19 protein-coding genes and 3 tRNA genes are annotated in these 15,143 nt (G+C 51.4%); 15 read left to right on the forward strand and 7 right to left on the reverse strand.

What is annotated here, in order from left to right; translation table 11 throughout:
• Positions 1 to 214: 214 nt before the first annotated feature.
• The 9 genes from ACWKXT_RS10520 (at position 215) to sdiA (ending at position 8,133) form a co-directional block, all read left to right on the forward strand.
• A complete protein-coding gene (locus tag ACWKXT_RS10520) occupies positions 215 to 1,045 on the forward strand; it encodes a flagellin N-terminal helical domain-containing protein (protein ID WP_126818452.1) in 831 nt (276 codons plus the stop codon).
• A 62-nt stretch (positions 1,046 to 1,107) separates the two neighbouring features.
• Positions 1,108 to 2,313 (forward strand): flagellin lysine-N-methylase, encoded by a 1,206-nt coding sequence (fliB, locus tag ACWKXT_RS10525; RefSeq protein WP_454527817.1) that lies wholly within the window; start codon positions 1,108 to 1,110, stop codon positions 2,311 to 2,313.
• 129 nt (positions 2,314 to 2,442) lie between these two features.
• Positions 2,443 to 3,162 (forward strand): RNA polymerase sigma factor FliA, encoded by a 720-nt coding sequence (locus ACWKXT_RS10530; RefSeq protein ID WP_014170714.1) that lies wholly within the window; start codon positions 2,443 to 2,445, stop codon positions 3,160 to 3,162.
• A gap of 54 nt (positions 3,163 to 3,216) precedes the next feature.
• A complete protein-coding gene (fliZ, locus tag ACWKXT_RS10535) occupies positions 3,217 to 3,768 on the forward strand; it encodes a flagella biosynthesis regulatory protein FliZ (RefSeq protein WP_042714100.1) in 552 nt (183 codons plus the stop codon).
• Between the two features lie 86 nt (positions 3,769 to 3,854).
• Positions 3,855 to 4,655: a cystine ABC transporter substrate-binding protein gene (gene tcyJ / locus ACWKXT_RS10540; RefSeq protein WP_454527816.1), complete on the forward strand. Its 801-nt coding sequence runs from the start codon at positions 3,855 to 3,857 to the stop codon at positions 4,653 to 4,655.
• Positions 4,656 to 4,762: 107 nt separating this feature from the next.
• Positions 4,763 to 5,749, forward strand: coding sequence for a D-cysteine desulfhydrase (dcyD, locus tag ACWKXT_RS10545; RefSeq protein ID WP_454532392.1), 987 nt, complete (start codon positions 4,763 to 4,765; stop codon positions 5,747 to 5,749).
• Between the two features lie 21 nt (positions 5,750 to 5,770).
• Positions 5,771 to 6,439 (forward strand): cystine ABC transporter permease, encoded by a 669-nt coding sequence (gene tcyL, locus ACWKXT_RS10550; RefSeq protein WP_028013677.1) that lies wholly within the window; start codon positions 5,771 to 5,773, stop codon positions 6,437 to 6,439.
• Entirely contained in the window at positions 6,436 to 7,188 is a 753-nt protein-coding gene (tcyN, locus tag ACWKXT_RS10555) for an L-cystine ABC transporter ATP-binding protein TcyN (protein WP_454527814.1), read from the forward strand. Before tcyL ends, tcyN begins: the two co-directional genes overlap by 4 nt.
• Positions 7,189 to 7,410: 222 nt before the next feature.
• Entirely contained in the window at positions 7,411 to 8,133 is a 723-nt protein-coding gene (gene sdiA, locus ACWKXT_RS10560) for a transcriptional regulator SdiA (RefSeq protein WP_080329514.1), read from the forward strand.
• A gap of 65 nt (positions 8,134 to 8,198) precedes the next feature.
• Here the strand turns inward: sdiA and ACWKXT_RS10565 are convergent, their stop codons facing one another.
• Entirely contained in the window at positions 8,199 to 8,423 is a 225-nt protein-coding gene (locus ACWKXT_RS10565; RefSeq protein ID WP_080329513.1) for a DUF2594 family protein, read from the reverse strand.
• 25 nt (positions 8,424 to 8,448) lie between these two features.
• Positions 8,449 to 8,535, reverse strand: coding sequence for a hypothetical protein (locus tag ACWKXT_RS10570; RefSeq protein ID WP_454527919.1), 87 nt, complete (start codon positions 8,533 to 8,535; stop codon positions 8,449 to 8,451).
• Between the two features lie 352 nt (positions 8,536 to 8,887).
• Between ACWKXT_RS10570 and uvrY the strand changes: the two genes are divergently transcribed.
• The 6 genes from uvrY (at position 8,888) to ACWKXT_RS10600 (ending at position 12,425) form a co-directional block, all read left to right on the forward strand.
• Positions 8,888 to 9,544, forward strand: coding sequence for a UvrY/SirA/GacA family response regulator transcription factor (gene uvrY / locus ACWKXT_RS10575; RefSeq protein ID WP_013096026.1), 657 nt, complete (start codon positions 8,888 to 8,890; stop codon positions 9,542 to 9,544).
• On the forward strand, positions 9,541 to 11,373 hold the full coding sequence (uvrC, locus tag ACWKXT_RS10580) for an excinuclease ABC subunit UvrC (RefSeq protein ID WP_041909391.1): 1,833 nt from the start codon (positions 9,541 to 9,543) through the stop codon (positions 11,371 to 11,373). Before uvrY ends, uvrC begins: the two co-directional genes overlap by 4 nt.
• A 56-nt stretch (positions 11,374 to 11,429) precedes the next feature.
• Positions 11,430 to 11,978: a CDP-diacylglycerol--glycerol-3-phosphate 3-phosphatidyltransferase gene (gene pgsA, locus ACWKXT_RS10585; RefSeq protein ID WP_041909393.1), complete on the forward strand. Its 549-nt coding sequence runs from the start codon at positions 11,430 to 11,432 to the stop codon at positions 11,976 to 11,978.
• Positions 11,979 to 12,130: 152 nt separating this feature from the next.
• Positions 12,131 to 12,206: transfer RNA gene (locus tag ACWKXT_RS10590), tRNA-Gly, on the forward strand.
• Positions 12,207 to 12,252: 46 nt separating this feature from the next.
• Positions 12,253 to 12,326, forward strand: a tRNA-Cys gene (locus ACWKXT_RS10595).
• A 12-nt stretch (positions 12,327 to 12,338) separates the two neighbouring features.
• A tRNA-Leu gene (locus ACWKXT_RS10600) sits at positions 12,339 to 12,425 on the forward strand.
• A gap of 126 nt (positions 12,426 to 12,551) precedes the next feature.
• Here the strand turns inward: ACWKXT_RS10600 and ACWKXT_RS10605 are convergent.
• Genes ACWKXT_RS10605 through ACWKXT_RS10625 form a run of 5 tightly spaced genes read right to left on the reverse strand, consistent with a single transcriptional unit; the run spans position 12,552 to position 15,140 of the window.
• Positions 12,552 to 13,562: a tyrosine-type recombinase/integrase gene (locus ACWKXT_RS10605; RefSeq protein WP_454532393.1), complete on the reverse strand. Its 1,011-nt coding sequence runs from the start codon at positions 13,560 to 13,562 to the stop codon at positions 12,552 to 12,554.
• Positions 13,562 to 13,789 (reverse strand): DUF4224 domain-containing protein, encoded by a 228-nt coding sequence (locus ACWKXT_RS10610; protein WP_016063584.1) that lies wholly within the window; start codon positions 13,787 to 13,789, stop codon positions 13,562 to 13,564. The genes ACWKXT_RS10605 and ACWKXT_RS10610 overlap by 1 nt, the downstream gene beginning before the upstream one ends.
• A gap of 33 nt (positions 13,790 to 13,822) precedes the next feature.
• A complete protein-coding gene (locus tag ACWKXT_RS10615) occupies positions 13,823 to 14,092 on the reverse strand; it encodes a hypothetical protein (RefSeq protein ID WP_454532394.1) in 270 nt (89 codons plus the stop codon).
• Positions 14,089 to 14,400 carry a hypothetical protein gene (locus tag ACWKXT_RS10620; RefSeq protein ID WP_454532395.1) on the reverse strand — a complete coding sequence of 104 codons (312 nt, stop codon included), beginning with the start codon at positions 14,398 to 14,400 and terminating at the stop codon, positions 14,089 to 14,091. The genes ACWKXT_RS10615 and ACWKXT_RS10620 overlap by 4 nt, the downstream gene beginning before the upstream one ends.
• Positions 14,397 to 15,140, reverse strand: a complete 744-nt coding sequence (locus ACWKXT_RS10625; protein WP_454532396.1) for a hypothetical protein — start codon at positions 15,138 to 15,140, stop codon at positions 14,397 to 14,399. The genes ACWKXT_RS10620 and ACWKXT_RS10625 overlap by 4 nt, the downstream gene beginning before the upstream one ends.
• Positions 15,141 to 15,143: the final 3 nt, after the last annotated feature.

A 15,143-nucleotide genomic window follows, 5' to 3' on the forward strand; every position in this document is an offset into this window, starting at 1 on the left:
GTATTCCGCGTAATAAAAAGGCGCAAATAATAACCTTATGATAAACCTTAATTGATTTTTTAAAAATAAAATCATTGATAATCATCGAGTTATAATTTTTTCGAAATTGATTCTAAAGTCTTTTCGGGACCCGTCGATAACCTTGTTGACGGTGAGAGACGCTGTGAGTGTTAGGCACCGGACCTAAAACCCAATTTTTGAAGGAAAGAAAATTATGGCAGTTATCAATACTAACCTGTTGTCCCTGACTACTCAGAACAACCTGAACAAATCTCAGTCTTCTCTGGGCACTGCTATTGAGCGTCTGTCTTCAGGTCTGCGTATCAACAGCGCGAAAGACGATGCCGCTGGCCAGGCGATTGCAAACCGCATGACCTCCCAGATCAAAGGTATGACTCAGGCAGCACGTAACGCCAACGACGGTATCTCCATGGCGCAGACTGCTGAAGGTTCCCTGAACGAAATCAACAACAACCTGCAGCGCGTTCGTGAACTGGCTGTTCAGGCAAGCAACGGCACCAACAGCACTTCTGACCTGGCCTCTCTGCAGGATGAAGTTACCGCTCGTCTGGCTGAAATCGACCGTGTTGCGGGCAAAACTGACTTCAACGGCATTAAACTGCTGACTGGCACTGCGGGCGCAGCTGGTGATGGTAAAGTTGCGATTCAGGTTGGTGTTAACGATGGCGACACTATTACTCTGGATCTGAGCGGTGCTAAAGCTGACTCCACTACTCTGGGCGTGAATGGTCTTGACCTGAAAGCAATCAAAGCAACCGATCTGGACACCATTGACAAAGCTATCGCTAAAGTTGATACCGCTCGTTCCGGTCTGGGTGCTGTGCAGAACCGCTTCACTTCTGCAATCAACAACCTGAACAACACCTCTAACAACCTGTCTGCTGCTCAGTCCCGTATCCAGGACGCTGACTACGCAACTGAAGTTTCCAACATGTCCCGCGCGCAGATCCTGCAGCAGGCTGGTACTTCTGTTCTGTCTCAGGCAAACCAGGTTCCACAGACTGTTCTGTCTCTGCTGCGTTAATTTTACGCATCAAACCCCGCTTCGGCGGGGTTTTTTTGTCTCTGAATTTTGAGGACCCGTCCGTGAAACAGATCGTTATTACCCAGCCTAAACTGGTCGCAGATTTTTCCTGTGTCGGTGGGGAATGCCGTGAACATTGTTGTCAGGGCTGGACCATCGCGTTCGATAAATCTTCCGTTAACCGTTATCTCAACAGTAAAAACGCGGCTATTCGCCAGACGGCGAAGACGGGAATTAAAATTACCAAAAAACAGTACGGCCACTGGGGTGAGGTGATTTTCCATACGGAAAGTAAAAACTGCCCGTTTATGGATACCGATAAGCTCTGCTCAATTCATGGCGCGATGGGCGCTCAGGCCTTAAGCCCGACCTGTTCGTCGTTTCCCCGGACAAACCGGGTTTATAAAACCGAAATCGAAAAATCCCTCAACCTCTCGTGTCCGGAAGTCACCCGACTGCTGTTGAACGATCGGGAGTCGATGGCGATGATGGAATCCATCAGCGTTCAGCAGGACGTTAATAATGCGCCAGCGATGGATTTGAAGGCTAAGGTCATCAATCTCTTCTGCCAGAACCTGTTCAGCGTTGAAAACGTCAGCGTTGAAGAACAAGTATATGCCGTGGTGAAATTCCTGATGGTGGCTGAAAAGCTTGAAAACCTGGAAGAGAATATCGGCACGCTAGAAACGGTTTATTTTTCGCTGGTGAACGAGCTGGTGAGCGGTAAAGTCAAGGCTGAATTGAGTGGCTTCAACCAGAACTATAGCCTTAAATTCGGATTAATTTCGCTTATTCAAAGCTTCTTTACGAAGAAAAAGGCCAGCCGCGGTGGGGCAGTCTTAAACCGTTATTTCTCCCAGCTGTACCAGCAGTTCGAAGCTGTCGGTGACAGCGTTCCGGCAGAAAAGGTGATGGAAAACATCGAGTCCGTCTGGCGCGATGTGGCGGGCAGTTACCTGGCGGAAAACGATCATCTGTTTAAGAACTTTTTTAAATACAAGCTCTGGCAGCAGGCCTTCCCGCAAAACAACGGCCGCAGCATGTTGAATAATCTTTATTTAATCGTTGCTGAGTTCTATTTCCTTAAATCGCTGCTTGCCGGTCAGGCCATCGTTGCGGGGAAAATTGAACAAGACAATATTATTGATGTTATTTACAGTTTCCACTCCCTGAGCCAGCATAATCAGGAAGCCGGAAAGCTCTTTCATCAACATATAGATAGCGTCAAATTGGGCGACGATCTTTCATTGTTACAACTGTTAATTTAGCCAGAAAAGTTGCCCCGGCTGTGGGCAACCTCAGAATAACCTCACTTTATCCCCCTTTTTCATCCAATTGAACGCCCTGCAGAATCGGATAATCATGCCGATAACTCAACTAACGCAGGGCTGTTTATCGTGAATTCACTCTATACCGCTGAAGGTGTAATGGATAAACACTCGCTGTGGCAGCGTTATGTCCCGCTGGTGCGTCACGAAGCATTGCGCCTCCAGGTGCGCTTGCCGGCGAGCGTGGAACTTGACGATCTGCTACAGGCGGGCGGTATCGGGTTATTGAATGCAGTTGACCGATACGACGCTCTGCAAGGAACGGCATTTACGACTTACGCAGTTCAGCGTATTCGTGGTGCGATGCTGGACGAGCTGCGCAGCCGGGACTGGGTGCCGCGCAGTGTTCGCCGCAACGCGCGCGAAGTGGCGCATGCGATGGGGCAGCTGGAACAGGAACTGGGACGCAACGCAACGGAAACTGAAGTGGCGGAACGTCTTGGCATTGCTGTTGAAGAGTATCGTCAGATGTTGCTCGATACCAATAATAGCCAACTCTTCTCTTATGACGAGTGGCGCGAAGAGCATGGCGATAGCATCGAGCTGGTGACGGATGAACACCAGCAGGAAAACCCGTTACACCATTTAATGGAAGGGAATTTACGCCAGCGCGTAATGGAAGCGATTGAGGCTCTGCCTGAACGCGAACAGCTGGTGTTGACCCTTTATTACCAGGAAGAGCTCAACCTCAAAGAGATTGGCGCTGTTCTGGAGGTGGGGGAGTCGCGGGTGAGCCAGCTGCACAGCCAGGCCATTAAACGCTTACGAACAAAGCTGGGTAAGTTATAGGTGATTCATTCACCCGAAAAATGCCGCACAACGTATTGACAACCAGGAGTTATCATGACGGTGCAGCAATCTAAAAGACGGCCTTTAAGCCGCTACCTGAAAGACTTTAAACACAGCCAGACGCATTGCGCCCACTGTAACAAATTACTCGATCGTATCACGCTGGTTCGCCGCGGCGAGATCGTGAATAAAATCGCGATCTCTCGTCTCGACACGTTGATGGATGAAGCCGCGTGGCTCGAAGAGCAAAAAGAGTGGGTGGCGCTTTGCCGTTTCTGTGGCGATCTCCACTGCAAAGAGCAAAGCGACTTCTTCGACATCATCGGCTTCAAGCAATTCCTGTTTGAACAAACGGAGATGAGCCACGGTACCGTTCGCGAATATGTCGTTCGCCTGCGCCGCCTTGGGCAGCATCTGACCGTTAACAATATCTCTCGCGATCTGCTGAAAACCGGTTATCTGGATGAGAATCTGGAACCGTGGCTGCCTGCTACCAGCACCAACAACTACCGCATTGCGCTGCGCAAGTATGCGCAATATAAGGTGCAAATGCCGGGTGTCGTGAAGCAGAAAGCGCTCGCCGGAACAACTTCTGATATATATTAAAAAAGAATAAGATGTAGCGCAGTCGCCTTTGACGTTGCAGGTGATTTCTCTACACTACGTAAAAATTCCACTATATCGGGGTATTTATGAAATTAGCACTTCTGGGTCGTCAGGCGCTGATGGGAGTTATGGCCGTCGCGCTGGTTGCGGGCATGAGCGTGAAAACGTTCGCTGCGGAAAACCTGCTGAATAAAGTAAAAGAGCGCGGTACGCTGCTGGTCGGGCTGGAAGGAACCTATCCTCCGTTCAGCTTCCAGGGTGATGACGGCAAGCTAACCGGTTTTGAAGTGGAATTTGCCGAAGAACTGGCGAAACACCTCGGCGTCAAAGCGTCCCTGAAGCCGACCAAATGGGACGGTATGCTGGCGTCGCTGGATTCAAAACGTATTGACGTGGTGATTAACCAGGTGACCATTTCTGACGAGCGTAAGAAGAAGTATGACTTCTCCACGCCGTACACCGTGTCCGGTATCCAGGCGCTGGTGAAGAAAGGTAACGAAGGCTCCATCAAATCCGCTGCCGATCTGAAAGGTAAAAAAGTCGGTGTCGGTCTGGGAACCAACTACGAAGAGTGGCTGCGTCAGAACGTTCAGGGCGTGGATATCCGCACCTACGATGATGACCCGACGAAATATCAGGATCTGCGCGTGGGCCGTATCGACGCCATCCTGGTTGACCGCCTGGCTGCACTGGATCTGGTGAAGAAGACCAACAATACCCTGGCGGTTGCGGGTGATGCGTTCTCTCGTCAGGAATCCGGCGTGGCCGTTCGTAAAGGTAACGAGGATCTGGTGAAAGCCATTGATGGTGCCATTGCCGATATGCAAAAAGACGGAAGCCTGAAGGCGCTGTCCGAGAAGTGGTTCGGGGCTGACGTCACCAAATAAGTCTTTGACGTGAAAAAAAGGCGCTTTTAAAAGCGCCTTTTTTATTTCTTACGCGTCTGCGTGCATAATGAAAAATATCACATTTTGTCTGAGTTACCGGAGAACCCATGCCACTACAGAATTTAACGCGCTTTCCCCGTCTGGAGTTTATCGGCGCGCCGACGCCTCTGGAGTATCTGCCGCGATTTTCTGATTATTTAGGACGCGATATTTTTATTAAGCGCGATGACGTGACGCCGATGGCGATGGGGGGCAATAAGCTGCGCAAGCTGGAGTTTCTGGCGGCTGACGCGCTGCGCGAAGGCGCGGATACGCTTATTACTGCCGGGGCAATTCAGTCCAACCACGTTCGTCAGACGGCGGCCGTGGCGGCAAAGCTCGGTCTTCACTGCGTGGCCCTGCTGGAAAACCCGATTGGTACGAAGGCAGAAAATTATCTGACCAACGGTAACCGTCTGCTGCTGGATCTGTTCAATGTGCAGGTTGAAATGGTCGATGCGTTGACTGACCCAACCGCGCAGCTTGACGATCTGGCCACGCGCCTGGAAGCGCAGGGCTTTCGCCCTTACGTTATTCCCGTCGGCGGCTCGAATGCGCTGGGTGCGCTGGGCTATGTGGAAAGTGCGCTGGAAATCGCCCAGCAGTGCGAAGGGGCGGTGAGCCTCTCGTCTGTGGTGGTTGCCTCCGGAAGCGCGGGTACCCATGCCGGGCTGGCGGTAGGGCTTGAGCAGCTGCTCCCGGAGGTCGAGTTGATTGGCGTGACGGTGTCTCGCAGCGTCGCGGATCAGAAACCGAAAGTGGTCACGTTGCAGCAGGCGGTCGCAGAACAGCTGGAGCTGAAGGCAAAGGCCGATATTCTGCTCTGGGATGACTATTTTGCACCGGGCTACGGCACGCCTAACGAAGAGGGGATGGAAGCGGTTAAGCTGCTGGCGCGCCTCGAGGGTATACTGCTTGATCCGGTCTATACGGGCAAAGCGATGGCCGGGCTGATCGATGGTATTGCGCAGAAACGCTTTAAGGATGAAGGGCCGATTTTATTTGTGCACACCGGCGGGGCGCCCGCGCTGTTTGCTTATCATCCTCATGTCTAAAAATCAGGTCGAAAAATAATAATGCAAGAAAGTATTCAACTGGTTATTGATTCGCTGCCGTTCCTGCTGAAAGGTGCGGTGTTTACATTACAGCTCAGTATTGGCGGGATGTTCTTCGGTCTTGTGCTGGGCTTTGTGCTGGCCCTGATGCGTATGTCACCCATCTTGCCGGTACGCTGGCTGGCGCGCTTCTATATCTCCGTGTTTCGCGGCACGCCGCTTATCGCCCAGCTTTTTATGATCTACTACGGTTTACCGCAGTTCGGTATCGAGCTCGATCCCATCCCTGCAGCGATGATTGGCCTGTCGCTTAATACGGCGGCTTACACTTCCGAAACCCTGCGAGCGGCAATCTCGTCAATCGATAAAGGGCAGTGGGAAGCGGCGGCCAGCATCGGGATGACGCCGTGGCAGACGCTGCGTCGCGCCATTCTGCCGCAGGCGGCACGCGTGGCGCTTCCACCGCTGAGCAACAGCTTCATCAGTCTGGTGAAAGATACCTCTCTGGCGGCGACCATTCAGGTGCCGGAGCTGTTCCGTCAGGCTCAGCTTATTACCTCCCGCACCCTGGAAGTTTTCACTATGTATCTGGCCGCCTCGCTGATCTACTGGGTGATGGCGACGGTGTTGTCTGCTCTGCAAAACTATTTTGAAAACCAGCTTAACCGCCAGGAGCGTGATCCAAAATGAGTGCTATCGACGTCAAAAACCTGGTGAAAAAATTCCATGGTCAAACGGTGCTCCACGGGATCGATCTTGAAGTCGAGCAGGGCGAAGTGGTGGCGATTATCGGGCCGAGCGGATCGGGAAAAACCACGCTGCTGCGCAGTATTAACCTGCTTGAGCAGCCGGAAGGGGGCACCATTCGGGTTGGGGAAATCACCATCGATACCGGTAAACCCATCAGTCAGCAGAAAGGATTGATTCGCCGCCTGCGTCAGCATGTTGGCTTTGTGTTTCAGAGCTTCAATCTTTTCCCGCACCGCACGGTACTGGAAAATATTATTGAAGGGCCGGTCATCGTGAAAGGTGAGCCGAAAGAGGAGGCGACGGCACGTGCCCGTGAACTGCTCGCCAAGGTTGGGCTGGCAGGGAAAGAGACCAGCTACCCGCGCCGTCTGTCGGGCGGGCAGCAGCAGCGCGTGGCCATCGCACGCGCGCTGGCGATGCGCCCTGACGTGATCCTGTTTGATGAACCGACCTCTGCGCTCGATCCCGAACTGGTGGGTGAAGTGCTGAATACCATCCGCCAGCTGGCGCAGGAAAAACGTACCATGGTTATCGTTACCCATGAGATGAGCTTTGCGCGCGACGTGGCGGACAGAGCCATCTTTATGGATCAGGGGCGGATTGTGGAGCAGGGACCGGCGAAAAGTCTGTTTGCCAATCCTCAGCAGCCGCGAACCCGTCAGTTCCTTGAAAAATTCCTTATGCAGTAGCATTTTTGCCCTCATTTGCTCCAGAAAGTTCTTCTGGAGCAAATTATTCTCGTTCTACGCCCGTAAGCGTGTTTTTTTATTCCACCCGGCTCGTTTAACCCTTAATCAATAGCGCAGTTAATTGTGCTATTGCCGATATTTTGTAGTTAGAAATAAGTTTTATGTGTTAGGTTATATTCACCATAATAATGATTATCTTTTCAGAGGCTTCTTTTAGTAAGTATGAAGGATTCAGACTTTTTCACCTGGCGACGGGATTGCTCCCTCCGGTTTCAGGAATTGACCTGTGCCGACGAGGTATATCAGGAACTTCAGCGACAAACTCAGGCGCTGGAATTCGATTATTACGCACTCTGTGTGCGCCATCCTGTGCCATTTACGCGACCTAAAATTTCTGTGCATACCACTTATCCGCAACAGTGGCAGGCGCAATATCAATCAGAGAACTATTTCGCCATCGATCCCGTGTTAAAGCCGGAGAATTTCATTCAGGGTCATTTGCCCTGGACGGACGCATTATTCGCCGATGCGCAGGATTTATGGAGCAGCGCACAGGACCACGGTTTACGCACGGGAATAACACAATGCCTGATGCTGCCTAATCATGCGCTTGGTTTCCTGTCGGTTTCCCGTACTAGCGCACAGGAAGGACCGTTTTCCAGTGAAGAAATAGAACTGAGGCTGCAAATGCTGGTGCAAATGGCATTACTCTCTCTGTTGCGTTTTGAAGATGAGATGGTCATGCCGCCAGAAATGAAATTCAGCAAACGTGAGCGTGAAATTCTGAAATGGACCGCAGAAGGGAAGACGTCGGCGGAAATAGCCATCATTCTCTCTATTTCAGAGAATACGGTTAACTTCCATCAGAAGAATATGCAGAAGAAATTTAATGCGCCGAACAAGACGCAGATTGCCTGTTACGCAGCGGCAACGGGGATGATCTGATTAGACAATACGTTCTGCGTGACAGACGAACGAACGGCTGAATGCACTGCATCCAGCCGTTTTTTTTACTGGCGGTAGGCTTGTTTGATTTGCTTGACGGTATTCGCAAATACGGCCGATTCCGCCTGGTCTTCCATCTGCGCGATTTGTTTTTCCATTTTAATGATCACACGACCAGCGTCAGCCTGGCCCATCGCCTGCAGCATCAGCGTTAGCAGCGCTTTCAGGCAGTTTACTTCCTGTGCCAGTTCCTGGTTATTCTCCGCAGTGGCAAAATCAGGTGTGCTCATTTATTTTCCTCATTATTAAACGGCGCTACAGCGCGACGACGAAAGTCAAGGCGGCGGAGTATACCACAAGCTGCAGCAAAAAATGCAGTGGTTGTTTTTCGTACTTTTCCACCGCTGTTTATTTGCGTAAACACAGCCTGTCGCTAAACTGTGGCGAGCCATGACTATTAATTGTTTAAGCCCGGTTCGCTTGCCGTTAATTATTGTTACAAAAATTTGAGAACTGTTTTTTAGCGCGGATTGCCTGAAAGCTTTTTGTAACTTTTTGAATACAGATACTTAAAAATAGCCGCAAAAGCCCTGCTTGTACGGGCCCGCTTTCCACGGACTGTACAGGCTAATTTCCAAAAACGAGAGCGAAATCGAATAGCCGGTTTTTTAACGTTTTAATCTTGTGAGGAAAACCGTTAATATAAACCAAATTATCACTCAGTAGCGTTATCCCTATTCTGGAGACATTTCCTTTGATCAACGTCCTTCTTGTTGATGACCACGAACTGGTGCGCGCAGGGATACGACGCATTCTTGAAGATATTAAAGGTATTAAAGTTGCCGGTGAGGCGTGCTGTGGGGAAGATGCCGTAAAATGGTGCCGCACGAACTCGGCCGATGTGGTGTTAATGGATATGAACATGCCCGGCATCGGTGGCCTTGAGGCAACACGCAAAATCGCGCGTACCTTTGTTGATACGAAAGTCATCATGCTGACCGTACACACGGAAAACCCGCTGCCCGCGAAGGTGATGCAGGCGGGCGCAGCCGGTTACCTGAGCAAAGGCGCCGCACCGCAGGAGGTCGTCAACGCTATCCGTTCCGTGTTTGCCGGACAGCGTTATATCGCCTCTGACATTGCCCAGCAGATGGCGCTGAGCCAGATCGAACCCGAGAAAACGGAATCGCCGTTTGCCAGTTTGTCTGAGCGTGAATTGCAGATTATGCTGATGATCACCAAGGGTCAGAAAGTGAATGAGATTTCCGAACAGTTGAATCTCAGCCCAAAAACGGTGAACAGCTATCGTTATCGCATGTTCAGTAAACTGAACATTCATGGTGATGTAGAACTGACTCATCTGGCCATCCGACATGGTTTGTGTAACGCGGAGACGTTGTTAAGTCAGTGAGTGATGTATTCGATTCAAAAGCATTTCTGAAAACCGTAACCAGCCAGCCAGGCGTCTATCGGATGTATGACGCTGGCGGTACGGTTATCTATGTGGGGAAGGCAAAAGATCTTAAAAAACGCCTTTCCAGCTATTTTCGCAGCAACCTTGCCTCCCGTAAGACCGAAGCGCTGGTCTCACTCATTCAGAATATTGATGTCACCGTCACGCATACCGAGACAGAAGCGCTGCTGCTTGAGCACAACTATATAAAGCTCTATCAGCCACGCTACAACGTGCTGCTGCGGGACGACAAATCCTATCCGTTTATCTTTCTGAGTGGCGACACGCATCCGCGCCTGGCGATGCATCGTGGTGCTAAACATGCGAAGGGTGAATATTTCGGCCCCTTCCCGAACGGCTATGCCGTGCGGGAGACGCTGGCGCTGCTGCAAAAAATCTTCCCGATTCGCCAGTGTGAAAACAGCGTCTACCGCAACCGCTCGCGCCCGTGTTTACAGTACCAGATTGGGCGCTGCCTGGGGCCTTGCGTCGCGGGGCTGGTCAGTGAAGACGAGTATGCGCAGCAGGTGGAGTATGTACGCCTGTTTTTAGCTGGTAAAGACGATCAGGTCTTAACCCAGCTGATTGCGCGCATGGAAAAAGCCAGCGCCGCACTCGAGTTCGAAGAGGCCGCGCGGATCCGCGACCAAATCCAGGCGGTGCGCAGAGTCACTGAGAAACAGTTTGTCTCCAATACTGGTGACGATCTCGACGTTATCGGTGTGGCCTTCGACGCCGGAATGGCCTGCGTGCATGTGCTGTTTATTCGCCAGGGCAAAGTGCTCGGCAGCCGCAGCTATTTCCCGAAAGTGCCTGGCGGTACCGAGCTGGGTGAAGTAGTGGAAACGTTTGTCGGCCAGTTTTATCTGCAGGGAAGCCAGATGCGCACGCTGCCCTCTGAGATCCTGCTCGATTTTAGCCTCGACGACAAAACGCTGCTGGCCGATTCGCTTTCCGAACTGGCAGGACGTCGGGTTAATGTTCAAACTAAACCGCGCGGCGACCGTGCACGCTATCTGAAGCTGGCGCGGACCAACGCGGCGACGGCGCTCACCACGAAACTGTCCCAGCAATCGACGGTCAGCCAGCGTTTAACCGCGCTGGCGACGCTCCTGAAGTTGCCGGAAGTCAAACGTATGGAATGTTTCGATATCAGCCATACGATGGGGGAACAGACGGTGGCGTCCTGCGTGGTGTTTGACGCCAACGGCCCGCTGCGCGCCGAGTATCGCCGCTATAACATCACCGGCATCACGCCGGGTGATGACTATGCTGCCATGAATCAGGTGCTGCGCCGTCGCTACGGTAAAGCGATTGAAGAGAGCAAGATCCCGGACGTCATTCTTATCGACGGCGGGAAAGGGCAGCTAGGTCAGGCGAAAGCGGTATTCGAGTCGCTCGACGTTGAGTGGGACAAAAACCATCCGCTGCTGTTAGGCGTGGCAAAAGGGGCCGATCGTAAGGCCGGTCTGGAAACGCTGTTTTTTGAGCCGGAAGGTGAGGGCTTCAGCCTGCCGCCGGACTCCCCGGCGCTGCACGTCATCCAGCATATTCGCGATGAGTCGCATGACCATGCCATCAGCGGCCACCGCAAAAAACGGGCGAAGGTCAAAAACACGAGCACGCTTGAGACTATTGAGGGCGTTGGGCCAAAACGCCGCCAGATGCTGCTGAAGTATATGGGCGGATTGCAAGGATTACTCAACGCCAGCATGGAGGAAATTGCAAAAGTGCCGGGTATTTCGCAAGGGCTGGCAGAAAAGATCTACTACTCGTTGAAACATTGAGGGCTCTGTAGCAACATAGAGCTAAATTTTACTGACAACAAATAGTTACCGTCACTATGCAATATAATATCCCTACGTTGCTCACTCTCTTTCGTGTTGTGCTCATTCCGTTCTTTGTGCTGGCGTTTTACCTGCCGGTCGTCTGGGCACCGTTTGCCTGCGCATTGATCTTCCTTATTGCCGCGGTAACGGACTGGTTTGATGGTTACCTGGCGCGCCGCTGGAACCAAAGTACCCGTTTCGGTGCGTTTCTCGATCCGGTGGCGGATAAAGTGATGGTGGCGATCGCGATGGTGCTGGTGGCTGAGCACTATCATACCTGGTGGGTAACGCTGCCAGCGGCAACCATGATCGGCCGCGAGATCATCATCTCTGCGCTGCGCGAGTGGATGGCGGAGCTGGGGAAACGCAGCAGCGTGGCGGTGTCCTGGATCGGTAAAGTGAAAACAACTGCACAGATGGCCTCGCTGGTCTGGATGCTCTGGCGCCCGAACGCCTGGGTCGAGTGGGCAGGGATTGGTCTCCTGTGGGTGGCGGCAGTGCTGACGTTGTGGTCAATGCTGCAATATTTGAACGCTGCGCGCGGGGATTTGCTTGATCAGTGATCGTTTCGCCGTAATTTTCAGCAAACGATCCAGACAAGCAAAAAATAACGTTGACTCATCACGTCATATCAGTAGAATGCAACGCATCGAACGGCGGCACAGCAAGCCGGACGATAATGAAATCAAGTGGTTAGCAGTTAACTTGATGACATGCGGGAATAGCTCAGTTGGTAGAGCACGACCTTGCCAAGGTCGGGGTCGCGAGTTCGAGTCTCGTTTCCCGCTCCAGATTAAAGACATGCGCAATAGCGGGTGTCAGTTTGAAAAGTTTTACGGCGCGTTAGCAAAGCGGTTATGTAGCGGATTGCAAATCCGTCTAGTCCGGTTCGACTCCGGAACGCGCCTCCACTTTCTTCCCGAGCCCGGATGGTGGAATCGGTAGACACAAGGGATTTAAAATCCCTCGGCGTTCGCGCTGTGTGGGTTCAAGTCCCACTCCGGGTACCATGGGAAAAATAGAATAAAATCAATGATAAGCAGTGTCGTATAAACCACCGAAAGGTGGTTTTTTATTGTCTTTTTTTCGCCATTCGCCATTGTTTCACCATTCAGCTTCGCCATAATAAGAGGGCATTACTGCCCCCCAACCACCGGCACAACAGAAATTTTTCGGTTATATCTCGCCGTTTGAGATGCGTTTTTATGACCAGAAATTTCCTGCTTCTCATGAAGAGTTCCTTCAAGATCAGATATCCCTTTGGCTTTTAGATCATGGAATGTGAAGTTGAATTCGAGCTCAGGAAACTTTTCCGCAGCAACCTTTTTTGCCTTCATCCACTGAGCATTGAAAGCATCACGCGTATAGCGAGATCCTGATTGCTGGTGGATTACATAAAGGCTAACCATCCCGATATTTAATGGAAGTGCATCTGCCAGGTTAATCGCTTTTGACAGTCGTTCTGTCCAGGCCTTTATCTGACTAACTGCTGTTTTACTCTGCTGAATTAGAATTCCTTCATCAAGGATCTGACTTTTCTTAAGGTCAAGAATGTCACCCTGGCGTGCGCAGCATAAATAAGCTAACTCCATAGCGATTTTAACTGGCACCGGAGAAACGCTTAATAGTGCATCATATTCTTTGTCCGTGACGTATCTGGTGCGCGCCTGCTCCTTAAATTGCTTTACACCCTGGCAAGGATTCATCTTCACTTTTCCGCGCTCATATGCCCACCTGAAAACCCTCGACATAAACGCCTTCTCCCGGTTCGCTTGAACCCTGCTTTTTATTCCTCTTTTGTCCATATACTTCCTGATATGCTCAGGCTTGATGTTGTCTGGCTTCATCTTCCCAAAAACAACATTTACCTTTGCGCCATATTTTCTGTAGTCCTTTCTGGTTTCGGTGGCCAGTTCATGGAAGTCACCAGAGTTAAAAAACTCTTCGCAAAGTGCGTGGAAGTTGGAACCTACCTTGATATCGTTAATGAAGTTTTCATAGGCTGCCCAGACCTGAGACTTAGTAAGATCGTGATTGCACAATCTCACCGTTCTGCCGTCTGGCGTTCTGAATTCATAGGCTGACTTGCCCCGACGAACGCGGGGCGGCATCCAATTATCTTCTGGATTTTTGCGGATTCTGGGCATTACATGTCCTTAAAGTTTGGTTCTTCTTCCTCTGGATTGTTCACTACCAACTTCAGGCCAGCAGGGTTCGTTACATGATCCCATGTAGTTCCTGGTCTGCCGTCTTTTCGTGGCACGAAAAATACACCGCTCTCTTTCAGCGCGCGGCACTGAAGGGAAGGGCGACGATAACCAGTAAGCTGATAGAGGTCATCAGGGGTAAGAAAACGTTGGCTTTGTCCGCTCATCGTATAGCTCTCCACTTAACCGGCTGCACCCGGCTATCTCTTATAGAAAATGCAAGATGAGCAACCACCACGGAGCCCATCATTGCAGGTACGACATCTTTTGGTTTCGGTGTAATAGAGCTGATTGACCATTTCCTTTGGCATCAGAACCGGCATCGGCACGCGGATAACCAGCTTTTTGAGCCTGTCGATTTCCCCGGCCAGTTCGAGAATGCGGCGATTACCGTATTCCGCCTCTTCGCGCCACCAGTCCACATCCGCTTTAAGGCGGCGCAAGCGCCGCTGTTTGAGTTTGCTGGTCATGGTTGTGCCCAGTTATCTTCGATCGCTACGCCCAGGCGATGAAGCCAGTCAGCAAGTTTTAGCATTGACTCACGGTCACTCAGCCCACCAGGGAAGTCTTTAAGAACCACTACTGGTTTAAATTTTCCAAACATGTCTCGCTCAATCGTTATTTCCTGCTCCAGCACCGTTCGCTGCACAACACTGTTATGACGCACAAGGTATACAGACTTCGAATTACGCTCTTTCCGGTCGTAGGTGTAGGAAGTAAGAATGACCTGATGCCGTTCAGTTTCTGAGCCTCGCCATGGAAGAAAGTGAGTTTTCATAACCCCTCCTGCTGCGGTGCTGCTTCGAGCATTGCATCTTCGAACGCACTCACCGAAATTGATAGCGCGCCCCCCTGAATGTTCACTGCTTTGCCGATTGCGTTGAAAAGTGTGTGGTAGCCGAAATGCCCTTTGGACCATCCAAACTGCACCGGAGCACCCGCACGGAGCATTGCGGCGTGATGCGCTTCCCACCCTGCCCGGAAGCACTCACGCTGAGTCATAACACCTCCTTCGTAGTCAGGCATGATGCCGCTCATTTTGGAAGGTTCGGCACCCTGAAGCATGGTGGCGAGGCAGGCTCTTTCCTCCTCCTCAAGCTCAGCAACGATTTGGTTATCAATATCACGAAGCATTGATCGCTGCTCCTCAGTCAGAGATACCGGCGCTGGCTGTAGCGCATACTGCCAGCGAAGTTCATGGTTTGAATCAAACAGACGGCCATCGGACATTTGGATTGCTATACCGGAATCCCGCGTATCTACTGCTGAACCGTAACCGACAAACCTACCCACCTCATCCCAGACAATGAGTTTTGCCCCAGGTAACGGACGAGAAACAGGATATTTTGTTGCTCCACATATCGGCTCTACAGGCTCCGCTTTGCTCGATGCCAGCGCGATACGCAGAGCAGCCAGAGTGTTGCTTTCGTCTTCGTCCAGGCCGAACGGGATTTCATCGCGGGTGGCTTCCATGTCGGCAATTTTCTGCTGCAGCCATTCTTTGGTAATAGTGCTCATGGG

This window comes from Enterobacter sp. UPMP701, assembly GCF_053709515.1.

Coding starts and splice junctions, on each gene's coding strand:
- ACWKXT_RS10520 (WP_126818452.1), top strand. CDS start 215: ATGGCAGTTATCAATACTAACCTGTTGTCCCTGACTACTCAGAACAAC.
- fliZ (WP_042714100.1), top strand. CDS start 3,217: ATGACGGTGCAGCAATCTAAAAGACGGCCTTTAAGCCGCTACCTGAAA.
- tcyJ (WP_454527816.1), top strand. CDS start 3,855: ATGAAATTAGCACTTCTGGGTCGTCAGGCGCTGATGGGAGTTATGGCC.
- dcyD (WP_454532392.1), top strand. CDS start 4,763: ATGCCACTACAGAATTTAACGCGCTTTCCCCGTCTGGAGTTTATCGGC.
- tcyL (WP_028013677.1), top strand. CDS start 5,771: ATGCAAGAAAGTATTCAACTGGTTATTGATTCGCTGCCGTTCCTGCTG.
- tcyN (WP_454527814.1), top strand. CDS start 6,436: ATGAGTGCTATCGACGTCAAAAACCTGGTGAAAAAATTCCATGGTCAA.
- sdiA (WP_080329514.1), top strand. CDS start 7,411: ATGAAGGATTCAGACTTTTTCACCTGGCGACGGGATTGCTCCCTCCGG.
- ACWKXT_RS10565 (WP_080329513.1), bottom strand. CDS start 8,423: ATGAGCACACCTGATTTTGCCACTGCGGAGAATAACCAGGAACTGGCA.
- pgsA (WP_041909393.1), top strand. CDS start 11,430: ATGCAATATAATATCCCTACGTTGCTCACTCTCTTTCGTGTTGTGCTC.
- ACWKXT_RS10605 (WP_454532393.1), bottom strand. CDS start 13,562: ATGCCCAGAATCCGCAAAAATCCAGAAGATAATTGGATGCCGCCCCGC.
- ACWKXT_RS10610 (WP_016063584.1), bottom strand. CDS start 13,789: ATGAGCGGACAAAGCCAACGTTTTCTTACCCCTGATGACCTCTATCAG.
- ACWKXT_RS10615 (WP_454532394.1), bottom strand. CDS start 14,092: ATGACCAGCAAACTCAAACAGCGGCGCTTGCGCCGCCTTAAAGCGGAT.
- ACWKXT_RS10620 (WP_454532395.1), bottom strand. CDS start 14,400: ATGAAAACTCACTTTCTTCCATGGCGAGGCTCAGAAACTGAACGGCAT.
- ACWKXT_RS10625 (WP_454532396.1), bottom strand. CDS start 15,140: ATGAGCACTATTACCAAAGAATGGCTGCAGCAGAAAATTGCCGACATG.